The following is a 16,452-nucleotide window of genomic DNA, read 5'->3' as shown; positions in this document are numbered from 1 at the left end:
GGATCAGCGGCCTGCTCAGCGCGCGGCGAGCGCCTCGAGCGCCTGCTGGTGCAGCAGCCCGTTGGTCGCGAGGGCACTGCCGTGCCAGGGCCCTTCCTCGCCGTCCATGCTCGTGAACGTGCCGCCCGCCTCGACGACGATGGGCACGATCGCCGCCATGTCGTACGGCTGGAGGTCAAACTCGCCGGCGATCTCGAGGGCTCCCTCGGCGACCAGCATGTACGACCAGACCTCGCCGACGGCGCGCGTGCGCCAGATCGCGCGGCTGAACTCGAGCAGCTGCGCGGAGCGCCCTGCCTCGTCCCAGCCCTTCAGGCTGTTGTAGCTGAGGGATGCTCGCTCGAGTTCGTCAACCGCACTCACCTGGATACGACGGTCGGTCGCGACGTCGCTGTCGCTCAGGTCGTCATCGAGGTACGCGCCCTGGCCGGTCGCGCCCCACCAACGCCGGTTGAGGCCGGGAGCCGAGACGACCCCGACCTCGGGAACGCCGTCGATGACGAGAGAGATGAGGGTGGCCCAGATCGGGATGCCCCGCATGAAGTTCGCGGTGCCGTCGATCGGATCGATGATCCACTGGCGACGCGAGGTGCCCTGCGAGCCATACTCCTCACCGAGGATCGAGTCGCTCGGCCGAGTCTCCGCAAGCCGTGCCCGCAGCGCCTGCTCGACCGCGCGGTCCGCATCCGTCACCGGCGTCCGGTCTTCTTTCTCGTACACCCCGAGCGAGCGTGAGTTGAAGTGCTTCATCGAGATCGCATCGGCGATGTCGGCGAGCTCCCGTGCGAGTCGGAGGTCGGAGGAGAGCGGATGCAGGAGTTCGGTGGCCACACGCTCAGCCTAGGCCAGCAGCCGCCTAGTAGGCCGCGTCTGCCGCCTGATCAAGCGACATGAAGAGGCGTCGGAGTGAGTCGAGCCGGGCGATGCCAGCTGCGTCGAGCGCTCCTTCGCGAACGGCGTCGTCGAGTGCGCAGTCGGGGGCGTCGGCCCGATGCGTGCAGCCGCGAGGGCATTCTTCGGCGATCGTGGCAAGCTCGGTGAAGCCGCGCAGCACGTTGTCGCGATCGACGTGCCCGAGCCCGAAGGAGCGAACCCCGGGGGTGTCGATGATCCAGCCGGTGCGCGCGTCTGCGTCTTCCACGCGGACGGCAAGCGTGGAGGAGGAGGTGTGCCGCCCGCGACCCGTCACCGCGTTGACGACTCCGGTCTCGCGGAGCGTTCCGGGCACGAGGGCGTTGACGAGCGTCGACTTCCCGACACCCGAGTGGCCGACGGCCACGGTGGTGTGCCCGGCTAGGGCGGCGCGGAGTTCATCGATCGGCTCGCCACCCGGACGAGACTCGAAGACCTTCACACCGAGCGGCTCGACGAGTGCGCGGAGTTCATCCGCCGGGGCAACGTCCGTCTTGGTCAGGACAAGCAACGGCTGGATGCCGGCGTCAAGCGCGGCGACCAGGTACCGGTCGATGAGCCTGGGCCGCGGCTCCGGCTGCGCGGTTGCCGCCACGATTAGCATCTGGTCGGCGTTCGCGACGATGACGCGCTCGACCTGGTCGGTGTCGTCGGCGCTCCGGCGGAGCAGCGTCTTGCGGTCGCAGATACGCACGATGCGAGAGAGACTGCCCGCGTCTCCCGTCGTGTCCCCGACGATGTCGACGAGGTCACCCGTCACGATCGCCGTCCGGCCGATCTCCCTGGCCTTGGCGGCTGTAACTGTGCGCTCCTCTGGCGTGCCCTCGTCGAGCAAGACCGTGTAGCGCCCACGGTCGACCGTGACGACTCGTCCTGTCACCGCATCGGCGTGCTTCGGGCGCTGCTTGGAGCGCGGCTTGTTCGCTTTCGGGTTGGGGCGGACGCGGATGTCGTCTTCGTCCCAGTCGCCGTAGGCGTCGAACGCGTCACCGAGTGAGCGGGACATGCTCAGATGCTGAAGGCCGCGAGGTCGACGCTGCCGTCGTCCTCGGCCTCATCAGCCTCGCCGAGAGCGCCCTGGTCGAGCATGTCCAACCAGAGCTGTGTGAACTGAGGGAGAGTCTTGCTCGTGGCGTGGATGTCGTCGACGGTGATGCCCTCGATTGCGAGGCCGACGATCGCGCCAGAAGTCGCCATTCGGTGGTCCTCGTAGCTGCGCCACTCGTGCGCCGTGCGGGGACCCGGGACGATCTCGAGGCCGTCCTCGAGCTCGTTGACCTCGCAGCCGATGCCGCGCAGCTCAGCCGCGATGGCCGCGACTCGGTCGGTCTCGTGCCCGCGCAGGTGCGCGATGCCCGTGATGCGACTCGGCGTTGTGCACAGGCCGCAGAGGGCCGCCAGGTTCGGGGCCAGCTCACCGGCCTCAGACAGGTGGAGATCGACGCCAGGCAGCTCGGCGCCCTCTGCGATACCGCGCTCGACCGAGCACGTGAGCACACCGTCGACCACCGAGATCGTGGCACCGAACAGGGGGAGCAGGTGCTTGAGGTGCGAGCCGACCTGCGTCGTCGTCTCGGGCCAGTCCTCGATGGAGACGCTGCCGCCCGCGACGATCGCGGCGATCAGGAAGGGCTCCGCGTTCGAGAGGTCTGGTTCGATCGTCAGCTCGCGCCCCTCGATGGAACCGGCGCTGACACGCCAGGTGCCTGCCTCGGTGTCGTCGATCTCGACTCCGCGGTCGCGGAGGGCGGCAAGCGTCATGTCGATGTGCGGCTGACTCGGCACTCGATCGCCCGAATGGATGAGCGCGAGACCCTCCTCGAAGCGCGCGCCTGCCATCAGGAGGCCGGAGACGAACTGGCTGGATGCTCCAGCGTCGATGGTCACCTCGCCGCCCGTCACCTCACCCGTGCCGTAGAGGGAGAAGGGCAGACCGCCCCTGCCGTCGTCCCGAACCTCGACGCCAAGTGCCTTGAGCGCATCCACCGTGCCCTTCATGGGGCGTCGGCGCGCAGCCTCGTCGCCGTCGAAGGCGACCGGGCCGAGGGCGAGGGATGCGAGGGGCGGGACGAAGCGCATGACAGTGCCGGCGAGGCCGCAGTCGATAGACACGCCGCCCTCGAGCTCGCCGGGGAGGATCTCGAGATCGTTGCCGAATCGCCCGTCGCCCGGGACCTCGGTGATCTGCGTGCCGAGCTGCCGCAGCGCCTCGATCATCAACTCCGTGTCGCGTGCCCAGAGCGGATGCCGAAGCTTCGACGGTTCGGCGGCGAGCGCAGACAGCACCAGCTCGCGATTCGTGAGGCTCTTCGAACCCGGAATCTGCAGGCGCGCGTCGATCGGCGCTGACGCCGTCGGGGCCTCCCAGGGACCGTCGCCGATGGTCAGCGGCTCGCTGCCCTCGTCGTCTCGGTACAGGTCGAAGCGTGGTCCGGAATAGCCAAAGATCTCCATTGGTTGACAACGATACCGCCAGTGGCGCTCGCACCACCCGGAAATCCGATTCCGCCAGACATCCGCCACACACCGAAGAGGAGGGCTGCCCTTGCAGACAACGCTCGCGCCGCCGAGGCGTCAAGCCGCCGAGAGGCGCACGGCAGTACACTCACGCGTAATGAGTGAGCAGAAGTCGCCCCAGGCGACCCCAGATCAGGACGAACTCCGGCAGCTGTTCGAGGAGCAGGCGCTGCAGTACATCGACCAGTTGTACGCGGCGGCCATGCGCATGACTCGAAACCCCGCAGATGCGCAGGACCTCGTGCAGGAGACCTTCGTGAAGGCCTTCGTCGCGTTCGGGCGCTTCGAGCAGGGGACGAACCTCAAGGCGTGGCTCTACCGAATCCTCACGAACCTCTTCATCAACTCGTATCGGAAGAAGCAGCGCGAGCCGTACGCGAACGCGCTCGAGGACCTCGAGGACTGGCAACTCGGTGGCGCCGAGTCGGCGACGGCTCAAACCTCGTCCCGCTCGGCCGAGGCCGAAGCCATCGATCATCTCCCCGATTCGACGGTGAAGGACGCCCTCCAGGCGATCCCAGAGGACTTCCGCCTCGCGGTGTTCCTCGCGGACGTTGAGGGCTTCTCCTACAAGGAGATCGCAGACATCATGAAGACCCCCGTCGGCACCGTCATGTCGCGGCTCCACCGCGGCAGGCGACTGCTTCGCGAACGCCTCACCGGGTACGCGCGAGAGAACGGCATTATTCCGCCCCTGGACGGGGACGAGCAGGAAGCAGGGACCAAGAAATGACCGATTGCGGTTGCGAGAAAGCCAAGGACGCTCTTGAGGAGTACCTGCGCAACGAGCTCGCGAGTACGGATGCGAGCGACATTCGCGAGCACCTTGAGCACTGCAAGGACTGCGAGAGCGAGCTCCACGTGAACCGCTCGCTCATGGAGGTCGTGCAGCGAGCCTGCAAGGAGCGCGCCCCGGAGGAGCTTCGACTGCACGTCCTCGACCAGCTTCGGAACATCCAGCGCACGCACGGCACGCCCGTCGCGAACTAGGGCGTGGTCGCTCCGACGCTCAGCACCTCCTATGACTCCTGACACTGACGCCTGGCTCCGACTCTCGGCGCGCATCGAAGAAGCGGTCGCGGAGCTCAGGCTTCGGGATGCGCGGCGGGAGACGCTCGGCGAGCTTGTCGAGCGAAGGCCGTTGCTCGGGATTCGGCGGAGCCCGGTCATGCGCCGAATCTCGCGAGTCTGGCGGCTGCGCGAACTTCTCCTCGACGAGAGCGGAGCCCTCTTCCGGGTCGGGTCAGTGATCCGAGTCGCGAAGCAGCCGGATCACTACAGCGAGCAGTCGGCGCTTGCGGCGGAGCGCCGACGCGTGCAACTTGCCGCGCTGCGTTCCGGCTTCGAGCTCGGCGAGACCGTCAACTACGGGGCGATGAGCATCCACCTGTCTCACGGCCAGGGCGCTGAGGCTCATCCAGGACTCGAAGTCGTCGACGGCGAGGTTGTGCTGCACTGGGGCGCAGTCCCTGGTGACCAGGCCGGCCTCGGCGCAAGCAGCGTCGAGCCGCTCGCGGCGTACCTGGACGATGCGGTGGCCCTCCTGACCGGCCGCTAGCAGCCGCCCCCAACGCACGAAGAAAAGGCGCCAGCCCCGATTTCCTCGGGGCTGGCGCCTTTTCGCGATGCAAGGGCTACTCGGCGAGCACACCCTCGATGAGCTCGGCCTGCTGGCGCTGGTGCGCCTTCATCGTGCCGACGGAAGGCGCAGACGACTCGGGGCGGGTGACCGCGCGGATCGTGCGACCCTCGAGCATCGGCGCGAGGTGCGTGCGGATGAACGGCCAAGCGCCCTGGTTCTCGGGCTCGTCCTGGGCGTACACGATCTCGGCGTTCGGGTACTCGGCGAGGATGCGGTTGATCTCCTCGCCCGGCATCGGGTAGAACTGCTCGAGCCGCACGAGGGCGACCGTCGAGTCCTCACGCTTGTCGAGCTCAGCACGGAGGTCGTAGTGCAGCTTGCCTGCATGCAGCACGACCCGACGCACGGCGGCCTTGTCGGTGATCCGCTCGTCGTCGAGGACGGGGCGGAATGAACCTTGCGTGAAGTCCTCCACTGGCGAGACCGCGCTGCGCAGGCGCAGCATGGACTTCGGCGTGAAGATGACGAGCGGCTTGCGAGGGCGTGCATACGCCTGGCGACGCAGCAGGTGGAAGTGCGACGCGGGCGTCGACGGCATCGCGACCGTCATGTTCTCCTCCGCTGCGAGCGTCAGGAAGCGCTCGATGCGGGCGGACGAGTGGTCGGGGCCCTGGCCCTCGTAGCCGTGGGGGAGCAGCAGCACGACGCTCGAACGCTGGTTCCATTTCTGCTCAGACGCCGAGATGAACTCGTCAATGATCGTCTGTGCGCCGTTGACGAAGTCGCCGAACTGCGCTTCCCAGAGCACGAGGGCATCCGGGCGCTCGACCGAGTAGCCGTACTCGAAGCCGAGCACCGCGTACTCGCTCAGGAACGAGTCGTAGATCGAGATCGGCGCCTGGTTGTCGCTGAGGTTCGCGAGCGGCAGCCAGTTCTGGCCGTTGAGGCGGTCGTGGAACAACGCGTGGCGCTGCACGAACGTTCCACGGCGGGAGTCCTGGCCGGACATGCGCACGGGCGTGCCCTCCATGAGCAGCGAGCCGAGGGCGAGCAGCTCGCCGAAGGCCCAGTCAATGCCACCCTCCCGGCTCATCTGCTCGCGCTTGGAGAGGACCGCCTTGAGCTTCGTGTGCACCGAGAAGCCCTCTGGCGGGTTGCCGTGCGCGTCGCCGATGATCTCGACGACCTCGCGGGCAACCGCGGTCGAATCCGGCTCGGAGCGATGGTTCTCCTCGCGAGACCCGACGGCCGAGAGCTCGGCGGCCGAGATGGGCGTCGACTGCGTCTGCGCCTGGTGCGTCTCCGCGAAGGCCCGCTCAAGGCGGTCGTGGAAGTCCTTCTGCGCCGCGTCGAACTCGTCCTGCGTGATGTCGCCACGTCCGACGAGCGCCTCGGCGTACAGCTTGCGCACGGAGCGCTTCGCCTCGATGAGGTTGTACATGAGGGGCTGCGTCATCGAGGGGTCGTCGCCCTCGTTGTGGCCGCGGCGGCGGTACGAGATGAGGTCGATGACCACGTCCCGCTTGAAACGCTGGCGGTACGCGAACGCGAGCTCCGCGACACGCGCGACGGACTCTGGGTCGTCGCCGTTCACGTGGAAGACGGGCGCCGAGATGGCCTTGGCCACGTCGGTCGAGTACATCGACGAGCGGGCATCCCTCGGTGTCGTGGTGAAGCCGACCTGGTTGTTGATGTTGACGTGAATCGTGCCGCCCGTGCGGTACGCGCGCAGCTGGGACATCTGCATCGTCTCATAGACGACACCCTGGCCAGCCATCGCGGCGTCGCCGTGGATGAGGATCGGCAGGACCGCGTCCCGGCCGTCGGCCTTGCGGTCGAGCTTGCCGCGCACGATGCCCTCGAGCACAGCGTTGACGGCCTCGAGGTGGGAGGGGTTGGCGGCGAGGTACACGGGGATCGTCGCGCCCGAAGCGGCCGTGAACGTGCCCTCGATGCCGAGGTGGTACTTCACGTCACCAGAGTTGCCGCGGCCCGAGCTGGACTGGACGCCCTCGAACTCGCGGAAGATCTGGCCATAGGTCTTGCCTGCGATGTTCGTCAGCACGTTGAGGCGACCGCGGTGGGCCATGCCGATGGCGACCTCGTCGAGGTCTTCCTCCGCAGCGCCCTGGATGATCGTGTCGAGCAGCGAGATGACCGATTCGGAGCCCTCGAGCGAGAAGCGCTTCTGGCCGACGTACTTGGTCTGCAGGAACGTCTCGAATGCCTCAGCCTCGTTGAGCTTGTTGAGGATGCGCATCTGCTCTTCGTGTGTGGGCTTCGTGTACGGGTGCTCGAGTTCGTCCTGGAACCAGGCGCGCTGCTCCGGGTCCTGGATGTGCATGTACTCAATGCCGATCGTGCGGCAGTACGAGTCGCGGAGGATCCCGAGAATCTCGCGGAGCTTCAGCATCCGCTGGCTTCCGCCGAAACCGTCGGCGACGAATTCGCGCTCGAGGTCCCAGAAGGTGAGCCCGTGGTTCTCGATCTCGAGGTCGGGGTGCGTGCGCTGCACGTACTGCAGCGGGTCGATGTCCGCCATCATGTGGCCGCGCACGCGGTACATGTTGATGAGCTGCTGCACGCGCGCCGTCTTGTTGATCGCGGCCGCAAGGTCGACGTGGACGTCCTGCGACCACACGACGGGCTTGTACGGGATGCGCAGCGAGGCGAAGATCTCCTCGTAGAAGTTGTGCTGGCCCGTGAGGTGCTCGTGCACGAGCTTGAGGAACTCACCGGAGCCCGCACCCTGGATGACGCGGTGGTCGTAGGTGCTCGAGATGGTGAGTCGCTTGGAGATTGCGAGGTCGTCGATGACGTGCTGCGCCATGCCCTGGTAGGAGGCCGGGTAGTCGAGCGCGCCGGCGCCGATGATGGCGCCCTGGCCCTTCATGAGCCTCGGTACGGACTGGAGCGTGCCCATTCCGCCGGGGTTCGTGAGCGAGATCGTGGTGCCGGCGTAGTCGTCGCCGCTGAGCTTGTTCTGGCGGCCGCGCTTGATGAGCTCCTCGTACGCACCCAGGAACTCGCGGAAGTTGAGCGTCTCCGCCTGCTTGATGCTCGGCACGACAAGCGCACGGGTTCCGTCGGGCTTCGGCACATCGATCGCGATGCCGAGGTTGACGTGGGCCGGCTCGATCGCCGACGGCTTGCCGTCGATCTCGTCGTAGTAGACGTTCATGCTCGGGAACTTGATGAGCGCCTTGACGAGCGCCCAGCCGATGAGGTGCGTGAACGAGACCTTGCCACCGCGGGTGCGGCGGAGGTGGTTGTTGATCACGATGCGGTTGTCGATCATGAGCTTCGCGGGAATCTCGCGGTAGCTCGTCGCCGTCGGCACCTGCAGCGAGATGTCCATGTTCTTGGCGATGGCCTTCGCCATGCCCTTGAGCGGAGACACGACGTTCTCGCGCGACGGTGCCTTCTCTTTGTCAGCGGCCGGTGCATCCGCTGGGATGAGCTTCTCCTGCGGAGCCGCGGCAGTCGTCTTCGCCTGCTTGCGCGCCTCCCCTTCCGCCGTGGGCTTCTTCGCCTCGGCCTCAGGGTTCGGAGTGGTCTGCGCCTTCGCGGGCTGGGCCGCGGGCGTCGACTTCACCGGAGCAGCGCTCTGCTGCTTGGCGTACTGCTCGAGTGTCGGCCACCAGGCCTCGTCGACACTCTTCGGGTCCTTGACGTACTTCTCGTACATCTCTTCGACGAGCCAATCGTTGGCCCCGAAATCGGACTTTGCTTCGTCTGTACCCGCACTGGTCAAATGACTCGCCACCTGAGTTCGTCTCGCGTTCGTCTAGTGATGCGGGACGCGCCGAATCTGGGCGGCGACCCCATCGAGTGAACAGCCTAACGCGCTTGGCGAGCGCTCTGCGCGAAAGTGGGTCGTTCCGGGGTGCGGCAACGTATTCTGGAGGTCATGCACTTCTCTGGTCCAGCCCCCCACCACGAGCTCACGTACTCCGATGTGTTTCTCATCCCGAGTCGATCCGATGTGGGGTCGAGGCTCAACGTCTCGCTCGCCCCAGACGACGGCACCGGCATGACGATCCCGCTCGTCGCGTCGAACATGAACGCGGTGACCGGCCCCCGCATGGCCGCGGCGATCGCGCGCCGCGGAGGGCTCGGCGTACTTCCACAGGACATGTCTCTTGAGGAGCTTCAGACGGCGATCAGCTGGGTGAAGTCGCAGGACCCGGTGCTCGACACCCCCTTTACCGCATCCGGTGACTCCATGGTCGGCGCGGTGCTCGAACTCGTCCCGCCCGTTGCAGGTTTCGGAGTCTCCGTGCTCGCCTCTAACGGGGACGTCCTGGGAGTCCTGCAGGCGTCGACGCTCGCGCGTGTCCCGAGTGACGCCGTCCTCTCGGATCTGAGCCACCACTTCGTCGATGAGGTGCCTGTTGACCTCGCAAGGGATTCGCGTGCGGTGTTCAACTCGTTTGCTTCCGCGGGCGAGAGCTTCGCGCCTGTCCGCACCGAGAGCGGCTCGCTCGCGACGGTGACTGCGAGCGGCGCGCTGCGCAGCACGATCTATCAGCCGGCTTTGGATGCGCAGGGCCGACTGCGGGTCGCGGTCGCGGTCGGCGTGTCGCGGAACGCGCTCGAACGGGCACGAGCGCTCGTGGAAGCCGGTGCTGACGTGCTGGTCCTGGACACGGCACACGGGCACCAGGGGAGCATGCTCCGCGCGATCGAGGCTGTGCGGGGTGCCGAGCTCGGCGTTCCCATCGTCGCGGGCAACGTCGTCAGCGGCAGCGGAGTGCACGACCTCGTGTCGGCGGGCGCCAGCATCATCAAGGTCGGCGTCGGCCCCGGCGCGATGTGCACGACCCGCATGATGACCGCAGTCGGTCGCCCCCAGTTCTCCGCGGTCCTGGAAACTTCAGAGACCGCGCACGCCCTCGGCGCTCGAGTCTGGGCCGACGGAGGAGTGCGCTACCCGCGCGATGTCGCGCTCGCACTGGCAGCAGGCGGATCCGCCGTCATGATCGGCTCGTGGTTCGCAGGCACCGTCGAGGCACCTGGCACGGTCCGGACCGATGAGGCGGGCAACTGGTTCAAGGAGTCGTTCGGAATGGCATCAACGAAGGCCGTTGAGGCGCGCTTCGGAGACCTCGAGCCATACGAGCGCGCTCGCAAGCTGCTCTTCGCGGAGGGCATCTCGTCGTCCAAGATCATGCTCGATCCGAAGCGTCCCGGCCTTGACGACCTGATCGACATGATCACGACGGGCGTCCGCTCGTCGTTCACCTACGCCGGCGCGGACTCACTTCTGGAGTTTCGCCAGCGCGCGAAGGTCGGCATCCAGTCGGCAGCCGGCTACGAAGAGGGCAAGGCCCTCCCTGTTTCCTGGTAGGCGCGGTCAGCTGAGGGCGGTCGTGGATATACTTCGTGGCAACTATGGACGATGACCATCCTCCGCGATCCGCGCCCTCAGCCTTCCTCTCTGCCGTTGTCGTGAGCGCACCTCTTTCCGTCAGTGCCGCGAGGGCTCAGCATGCCGCTCGACCCGGTACCCGCTGCGGCGGTGAGATCGCGTGAACGAGTGGGTCATGCTTGGCATTGGCGTCCTCCTGACGCTTGGCACGGGTGTCTTCGTCGGCTCCGAGTTCGCACTCGTGAACCTCGACCGCAACGATCTCGAGAAGCGGCGCGAACGCGGCGAGAAGCGGCTCACCCCGACGATCAACGCGCTCAAGCACACCTCGACGCACCTCTCCAGCGCGCAGCTCGGCATCACGCTCACCACTCTCCTCACCGGGTACACGATGGAGCCGGCGATCTCGTCGCTCCTGTCGACTCCGCTCGGTGCCGTCGGGCTGCCAGAGGATGCGGTGCGTCCCGTCGGCGCGGTGCTTGCGATCGTCATCGCGACGGCCCTGTCCATGGTCGTGGGCGAGCTCATTCCGAAGAACTTCGCGCTCGCCGTGCCCCGCACGACGGCGAAGTTCCTGATTCCGCTGCAGGTGGCGTTCACAACCGTCTTCCGGCCGGCAGTCGCGGTGCTGAACGGCAGCGCAAACGGCATCATCCGCTCCTTCGGGATCGAACCAAAGGAAGAGCTCTCCGGCGCTCGCACGGCGGAGGAGCTGTCAAGCCTGGTCCGCCGGTCCGCGCTCGTGGGCATCCTCGAGGGTGAGCGTGCCGTGCTGCTCAACCGTACGCTGCGCTTCTCGGACCACATCGCCGCGGATGTCATGACGCCGCGGCCTCGTGTGCAGTCGATCGCCGTCGATGCGCCCGTGCAGGAGCTCATCGACCTGGCCAAGTCGACGGGCCACTCGCGTTTTCCCGTGACCGGCGAGGACATCGACGAGATCGTCGGCGTCGCCCACCTGAAGAACGCGGTCTCGCTGCCGATGGACCGCCGCCGCACCGTCCCGGTCGGGGCCATCAAGACCGACGCGCTCCTTGTCCCTGAGACCCTCGGCCTCGACGCGCTCCTCGCCGAGCTGCGTTCCGGTGGGTTCCAGCTTGCAGTGGTCCTCGACGAGTACGGCGGCACGAACGGCGTGGTCACACTCGAGGATCTCGTCGAGGAGATCGTCGGCGAGCTCGTCGACGAGCACGACCGCGCGCACCTCGATGTCGTGCGTGCGAAGGGCCGCACGACCTTCGACGGAATGCTGCGCCCAGACGAGGTGCGTGACCGACTGAACATCGAGCTCGACGAGGATGGCCCGTTCGAGACCGTCGCGGGCTTCATGATGAACGCGCTCGAGCGCATCCCCTCCGTCGGCGACGAGGTGCAGGTGCCCGTTGGCACGTTCCGCGTGGAGCGGATGGATGGGCGCAGAGTCGATCGGGTCGCCTTCACGCCGAATGAGTCGTACGAGTCGAGGGAGGCGCTCATGCAGCGCCTCGCCGACCAGCACGCAGAGAAGGAGCACCGTGGCTGAGTACTGGTCTGGACTCGCCTGGCTCGTGGTCCTCCTCGCAGCGAACGCCTTCTTCGTCGGGGCGGAGTTCGCCGTCATCTCGGCGAAGCGCTCGCAGATCGAGCCCCGCGCCGAGCGTGGAAGCAAGGCGGCGCAGCAGACGCTCTACGCGATGGAGCATGCAACCGGCATGCTCGCGACGAGCCAGCTGGGCATCACGGTCTGCTCGCTCCTCATCCTCAACGTCTCGGAACCCGCGCTCCACCACCTCCTCGAGATCCCGCTCTCCGCGACAGGCCTCGGCGAGGAGATGATCTCCACGATCGCGTTTGTCGTTGCGCTCATCGTGGTCTCCTACCTGCACGTCGTGCTCGGCGAGATGGTCCCGAAGAACATCTCGTTCTCGGTCCCGGATCGTGCTGCGCTGCTGCTCGCCCCTCCGCTCGTGTTCTTCTCGAGGCTCTTCGCGCCGGTCATCTGGGCGCTCAACGGCATCGCGAACACCACCTTGCGGCTCTTCGGAGTCGAGCCGAAGGCGGAGACGACCAGTGCGTTCACGTTCGACGAGGTGGCAGGCATCGTCGAGCAGTCGAAGCGCGAGGGGGTGCTCATGGACCGCGCAGGCACCCTCTCGAACACCTTCGAGTTCACGGCGAAGAAGGTCGCTTCCGTGGCGATCGCCGGCGAGCAGCTTGTTGTACTCCCGCCGGACGCGACCCCCGAGATGCTGCAGCGCGCAGTCTCCGAGCACGGGTACTCGCGCTACATCATTCTCGACGCAGAGGGCGGATACGCGGGCTACGTCCATCTGAAGGACGTGCTCGACCTCGACGAGCCAGGCGAATTCGATCATCCGATTCCGGCGAAGCGCGTCCGTTCGCTCGACTCGATCCACGACGAGGCGGACCTCGAGGACGCCCTGGCGACGATGCGGCGCACGGGGAGCCACCTGGCGCGCGTGCTCGACCGGGAGGGCAACACGCTCGGAGTGCTCTTCTTGGAGGACATCATCGAGGAACTCGTGGGGGAGATCAGGGACGCGACGGCCCGGCACTGAGCCCCAGCCCGCGTACGGCCTGGGAGCCGACTTGGCGTGTCGCCCAAGAGAGACCAGGATGGCCGGGTGAGGGAATTCCAAGCTCAAGACGCCGCTGCCAGCGTGTTCGCGCCGCGTGAGGACGACCACAAGTACCGGAGGGGCGTCGCCGCCTTCGTGACCGGCTCGACGCACTACCCGGGGGCCGCCGTCCTCGGGACGAGGGCCGCACTCGCCACCGGCATCGGCATGGTCCGCTATTCAGGCGGCGATGCCGAGACCAAGGCGGTGCTGTGGCAGAGCCCTGAGGTCGTCGCCGACCTCGCGTCGTTCGACGCGCTTGTCGTGGGGTCGGGCGTTGACCCGAAGGACGTCCGCCGGACGAGCGAAGCGCGCGAGGCGCTCGACCGCGCCCGCGAGCTCGACGCGACCGTCATCGCCGACTCCGGCGCGCTCGGCCAGATCGCCAAGCGTGTGCTCGGCGGTCACCACGTTCGCCGGTGCATCCTCACGCCTCACGCGGCTGAGCTCGCCGCCCTCATCACGAAGCTCGAGAACACCGAGGTGCACGCTACCGATGTCATCAAGGAGCCGGAGCAGGCCGTTCGGCTTGTGACCGACCGCCTCGGCTGCACGTTGGTGCTCAAGGGACACCGCACCTACATCGCCGGCGACGGGCCCACGATCATCGTGGATGCGCCTGGCGCCTGGCTGGCGACGGCGGGCACTGGTGATGTGCTGGCTGGGGCCATGGGTGCCCTGAGCGCCGTAGCCTCGAAGCGTGAGGTCGCCGAGCAGCCAGAGCCGCAGCAGCTGGCGGCGGCCGCGGTCTGGCTGCACGCTCGGGCCGGCTGGCTGGCCTCGCAGTTGAACGCAGGCAACACCGCTGCCTCGGCACAACTCCTCGCTCCGATCGACGAGCTCAGGGCGCACGGCCCTGGGGCCCCGATCAGGGCGAGCGACGCGACCGCCGTGCTGCCGCGCCTCGTCGGCGCGCTCGTGGCGTCCAAGCTCCACGCCTGAGCTGGGGTAGCTTGTCCGGCATGACTACGTCGTGGATCGCGCGCCATTGGCGAGGCCCTCTCTCGATCGTGACGCTCTGGCTTGCCTTCGCGGGCGTCCACTACGTGCTGATCCTCGTGAACCTCTATTCGCTCTCGAACCCCATGGGCGACGTCTTCCAGGTCTATCGCGGATGGGTGGACCAGGCGCAGCTCGGGCAGGTGCCCGGCATCGACACGACGTTCGTGTATCCGCTCCCTTCGCTGTTGCCCATGCTGCTCGCCGACGTCGTGGGCGGACAGGCGAACTACGGCCTGGGCTGGCTGCTGGTTGCCGCCGCGGGTAACGCCGTGGCGTTTGCGGCCCTGACCCTCTGGCGCCCGGCTGCTCAGAATGCGCGCCTGCGTCAGATCGCCGCCTGGTGGTGGCTCGCCCTCATGGCGTTGCTCGGGCCTGTTGCCCTCGGCCGGATCGACGCCGTGAGTGTTCCCATCGCGATCCTCGCCCTGCTTGCTCTCCGCCGTAGGCCCGAGGTCGCCGGCGCGCTCCTGACCTTCGGCGCCTGGCTGAAGATCTGGCCTGCCGCCGTATTCGCGGCAGCCTTCATCGTCCTGCGCCACCGGCTCTGGCTGGCGGCCGGCGCAGTGGTGGTCTGCGCCGCCGTTCTCATCCCCGCGCTTGCCCTCGGCGGTGGCTCGAACGTCTTCTCGTTCGTGACGGAGCAGACCGGCCGCGGACTCCAGGTGGAGGCCGTCGCGGCCACGGTACCCATGTGGCTCGCTTCGATGCAGGTTCCCGGCTACGAGGCCTACTACTCGATGGAGATCCTGACGTTCCAGGTCGACGGTCCTGGTACCGAGTTCGTGAGTGCCCTGCTCACGCCAGTGCTCGCCGTGGCGGTTCTTGGCGTCGTCCTGCTCGCGCTTGTCTCGAAGCGGCGGGGGATGCCGTTCACGCGACTCTTCCCGGCCCTCTCGCTGGCCCTTGTGCTCTCGTTCATCGTGTTCAACAAGGTCGGGTCGCCGCAGTTCATCACCTGGCTCGCACCCGTGATCGTGTTCGGGCTCATCGTCGACGTGCGACGGTTCGCGCTGCCAGCCGGCATCGCCCTGTGCATCGCCTGGCTCACGCAGATCATCTACCCGGGCAACTACAACTTCGTGACCGACGCCCACGCGGCGGGTGTGGCCCTCCTGGCGGGCCGGAACGGCCTCCTCGTCGTGCTCCTCATCTGGGCGCTCTGGGCGATGTGGCCCCGGAGCAGGCGCGCCGTGGGCGCTGCTGCCGCCCCTGCCTCGAGCGCCGCGGCCCCCGCGGGCCGGTCAGCCGTTCGCGAGCATGGAGCGGATGGCGTCACCGACGTGGTGGATCTCGAGCAGGAAGCCGTCGTGGCCGAAGTTCGACCTGATCGTGACGGCTCGATCGCCTGAGTAGCTGTTCTGCACGCCGGCCGCGATGCGGTGCTGCGTTTCTGGCGGGAACAGGACGTCGGTCGAGATGCCGATGACCATCGTGGATGCGGTGACTCGCGCCAGGGCCGCGTCCACGCCTCCGCGGTCGCGTCCGACGTTGTGCGAGCTCATGGCGGTCAAGAGCGTGATGTAGCTGTTCGCGTCGAAGCGGCGCGTGAACCGGTTGCCGTGGAAGTCGAGGTAGGACTCGACTGCGTAGCGGCCGTCGTCCTGCTCCGGGCTCAGGTTCGACTGCCAGCTCCGGCCGAACCGGTCGTCGAGCTCCGTGCCCGACCTGTAGTTGAGCATGGCGAGACGCCGGGCCAGCGCGAGGCCTCGGTGCGGGCCGAAGCCAGCTGGCTCGTCGGCGTAGTCGCCGCCGTTGAAGTTCGGGTCGAGGCGGACCGCCTCGATCTGCAGCGTGTTCTGCGCGATGGTCTGCGCGTCAGAGGCCGCTGGCGCGCTCATCACGACGAGCCGCCTCGTGCGCTCTGGGAACATGATGCCCCACTCGAGCGCGTGCATCCCGCCCATGGAGCCGCCGATGACGGCCGCGAACGTCGAGATGCCGAGCTCGTCGGCGAGCAGCGACTGAGCTCGCACCTGGTCGCGGATCGTGAGCACGGGGAACGAGGACCCGTAGGCGTTTCCGCGGGAGTCGAGGCTGGCGGGGCCCGTCGAGCCCTGACAGCCGCCGAGCATGTTGGGAGCGATAACGAAGTAGCGGTCGGTGTCGAGGGGCGCACCCGGGCCGATGATGCCGGGCCACCAGCCGGCGGTCGGATGCCCGGGGCCCAACAGGCCCTCGACGTGTGAGTCGCCCGTGAGGGCGTGCAGCACGAGGATCGCGTTCGACCTGTCCTCGTTGAGCGTGCCCCAGGTTTCGTAGGCGAGTCGGATGAGCGGAAGCTCGCCGCCGTGCTCGGGGCTGAATGCCCCGAGCCAGGCGAACTGCCGGTGCCCGACGTCGTCGCCGTCGCGCCACGCGCCCGAGGCGGGCGGCCTCAGTGAGACCGCCCGCAATTCGTCGTTCGGAATTCTGCCGCTCGGCGGCGAGATGCCGTGATCTGTCCAGTCCAT

The 16,452-nt window shown here is 67.5% G+C and carries 13 protein-coding genes; 8 read left to right on the top strand and 5 right to left on the bottom strand.

The window, feature by feature from the left end; genetic code table 11:
- Window positions 1–15 precede the first annotated feature (15 nt).
- The 3 genes from FHX72_RS05175 to aroA are packed head-to-tail and all read right to left on the bottom strand — an operon-like array spanning window position 16 to window position 3,366.
- Window positions 16–831, bottom strand: coding sequence for an inositol monophosphatase family protein (locus tag FHX72_RS05175; protein ID WP_068480089.1), 816 nt, complete (start codon window positions 829–831; stop codon window positions 16–18).
- Between the two features lie 25 nt (window positions 832–856).
- Window positions 857–1,918 carry a ribosome small subunit-dependent GTPase A gene (gene rsgA, locus FHX72_RS05170; RefSeq protein ID WP_068480092.1) on the bottom strand — a complete coding sequence of 354 codons (1,062 nt, stop codon included), beginning with the start codon at window positions 1,916–1,918 and terminating at the stop codon, window positions 857–859.
- Window positions 1,919–1,920: 2 nt separating this feature from the next.
- Window positions 1,921–3,366, bottom strand: a complete 1,446-nt coding sequence (gene aroA, locus FHX72_RS05165; protein WP_068480095.1) for a 3-phosphoshikimate 1-carboxyvinyltransferase — start codon at window positions 3,364–3,366, stop codon at window positions 1,921–1,923.
- A gap of 160 nt (window positions 3,367–3,526) precedes the next feature.
- Here aroA and FHX72_RS05160 point away from each other — a divergent pair, with 160 nt between their 5' ends.
- From FHX72_RS05160 to FHX72_RS05150, 3 genes are read left to right on the top strand one after another with little or no spacing between them, the layout of a single operon-like run.
- Complete coding sequence (locus FHX72_RS05160) at window positions 3,527–4,162, top strand: sigma-70 family RNA polymerase sigma factor (protein ID WP_082775308.1); 636 nt, start codon at window positions 3,527–3,529, stop codon at window positions 4,160–4,162.
- Entirely contained in the window at window positions 4,159–4,419 is a 261-nt protein-coding gene (locus FHX72_RS05155; RefSeq protein WP_068480101.1) for a zf-HC2 domain-containing protein, read from the top strand. The genes FHX72_RS05160 and FHX72_RS05155 overlap by 4 nt, the downstream gene beginning before the upstream one ends.
- A 31-nt stretch (window positions 4,420–4,450) precedes the next feature.
- Window positions 4,451–4,987, top strand: coding sequence for a hypothetical protein (locus tag FHX72_RS05150; protein WP_068480104.1), 537 nt, complete (start codon window positions 4,451–4,453; stop codon window positions 4,985–4,987).
- A 76-nt stretch (window positions 4,988–5,063) separates the two neighbouring features.
- Here the strand turns inward: FHX72_RS05150 and FHX72_RS05145 are convergent, their stop codons facing one another.
- Window positions 5,064–8,777 (bottom strand): multifunctional oxoglutarate decarboxylase/oxoglutarate dehydrogenase thiamine pyrophosphate-binding subunit/dihydrolipoyllysine-residue succinyltransferase subunit, encoded by a 3,714-nt coding sequence (locus FHX72_RS05145; RefSeq protein ID WP_068480107.1) that lies wholly within the window; start codon window positions 8,775–8,777, stop codon window positions 5,064–5,066.
- Between the two features lie 144 nt (window positions 8,778–8,921).
- On the opposite strand from FHX72_RS05145, the gene guaB1 reads away from it, so the two are divergent.
- The 5 genes from guaB1 (at window position 8,922) to FHX72_RS05120 (ending at window position 15,351) form a co-directional block, all read left to right on the top strand.
- Entirely contained in the window at window positions 8,922–10,361 is a 1,440-nt protein-coding gene (gene guaB1 / locus FHX72_RS05140) for a GMP reductase (protein WP_183623387.1), read from the top strand.
- Between the two features lie 196 nt (window positions 10,362–10,557).
- On the top strand, window positions 10,558–11,904 hold the full coding sequence (locus FHX72_RS05135) for a hemolysin family protein (protein WP_068480111.1): 1,347 nt from the start codon (window positions 10,558–10,560) through the stop codon (window positions 11,902–11,904).
- The gene (locus tag FHX72_RS05130; RefSeq protein ID WP_068480114.1) at window positions 11,897–12,940 is read left to right on the top strand and encodes a hemolysin family protein; all 1,044 of its coding nucleotides are present in this window, start codon (window positions 11,897–11,899) and stop codon (window positions 12,938–12,940) included. The genes FHX72_RS05135 and FHX72_RS05130 overlap by 8 nt, the downstream gene beginning before the upstream one ends.
- A gap of 66 nt (window positions 12,941–13,006) precedes the next feature.
- On the top strand, window positions 13,007–13,942 hold the full coding sequence (locus FHX72_RS05125) for an NAD(P)H-hydrate dehydratase (protein WP_183623385.1): 936 nt from the start codon (window positions 13,007–13,009) through the stop codon (window positions 13,940–13,942).
- Window positions 13,943–13,962: 20 nt separating this feature from the next.
- Window positions 13,963–15,351, top strand: a complete 1,389-nt coding sequence (locus FHX72_RS05120; protein WP_183623384.1) for a glycosyltransferase 87 family protein — start codon at window positions 13,963–13,965, stop codon at window positions 15,349–15,351.
- Here FHX72_RS05120 and metX read toward each other — a convergent pair.
- Window positions 15,244–16,452: a homoserine O-acetyltransferase MetX gene (gene metX, locus FHX72_RS05115; RefSeq protein ID WP_068480123.1), complete on the bottom strand. Its 1,209-nt coding sequence runs from the start codon at window positions 16,450–16,452 to the stop codon at window positions 15,244–15,246. The genes FHX72_RS05120 and metX overlap by 108 nt on opposite strands.

It is taken from the genome of Pseudoclavibacter helvolus (assembly GCF_014191305.1).
Lineage (GTDB): Bacteria > Actinomycetota > Actinomycetes > Actinomycetales > Microbacteriaceae > Pseudoclavibacter > Pseudoclavibacter helvolus.
The sequence above is the reverse complement of the archived record's forward strand: the minus strand, read 5'-3'. Positions and strand labels throughout refer to the sequence as shown.

Coding starts and splice junctions, on each gene's coding strand:
- FHX72_RS05120 (WP_183623384.1), top strand. CDS start 13,963: ATGACTACGTCGTGGATCGCGCGCCATTGGCGAGGCCCTCTCTCGATC.
- FHX72_RS05135 (WP_068480111.1), top strand. CDS start 10,558: ATGCTTGGCATTGGCGTCCTCCTGACGCTTGGCACGGGTGTCTTCGTC.
- guaB1 (WP_183623387.1), top strand. CDS start 8,922: ATGCACTTCTCTGGTCCAGCCCCCCACCACGAGCTCACGTACTCCGAT.
- aroA (WP_068480095.1), bottom strand. CDS start 3,366: ATGGAGATCTTTGGCTATTCCGGACCACGCTTCGACCTGTACCGAGAC.
- FHX72_RS05160 (WP_082775308.1), top strand. CDS start 3,527: ATGAGTGAGCAGAAGTCGCCCCAGGCGACCCCAGATCAGGACGAACTC.
- FHX72_RS05150 (WP_068480104.1), top strand. CDS start 4,451: ATGACTCCTGACACTGACGCCTGGCTCCGACTCTCGGCGCGCATCGAA.
- metX (WP_068480123.1), bottom strand. CDS start 16,452: ATGGACTGGACAGATCACGGCATCTCGCCGCCGAGCGGCAGAATTCCG.
- FHX72_RS05155 (WP_068480101.1), top strand. CDS start 4,159: ATGACCGATTGCGGTTGCGAGAAAGCCAAGGACGCTCTTGAGGAGTAC.
- rsgA (WP_068480092.1), bottom strand. CDS start 1,918: ATGTCCCGCTCACTCGGTGACGCGTTCGACGCCTACGGCGACTGGGAC.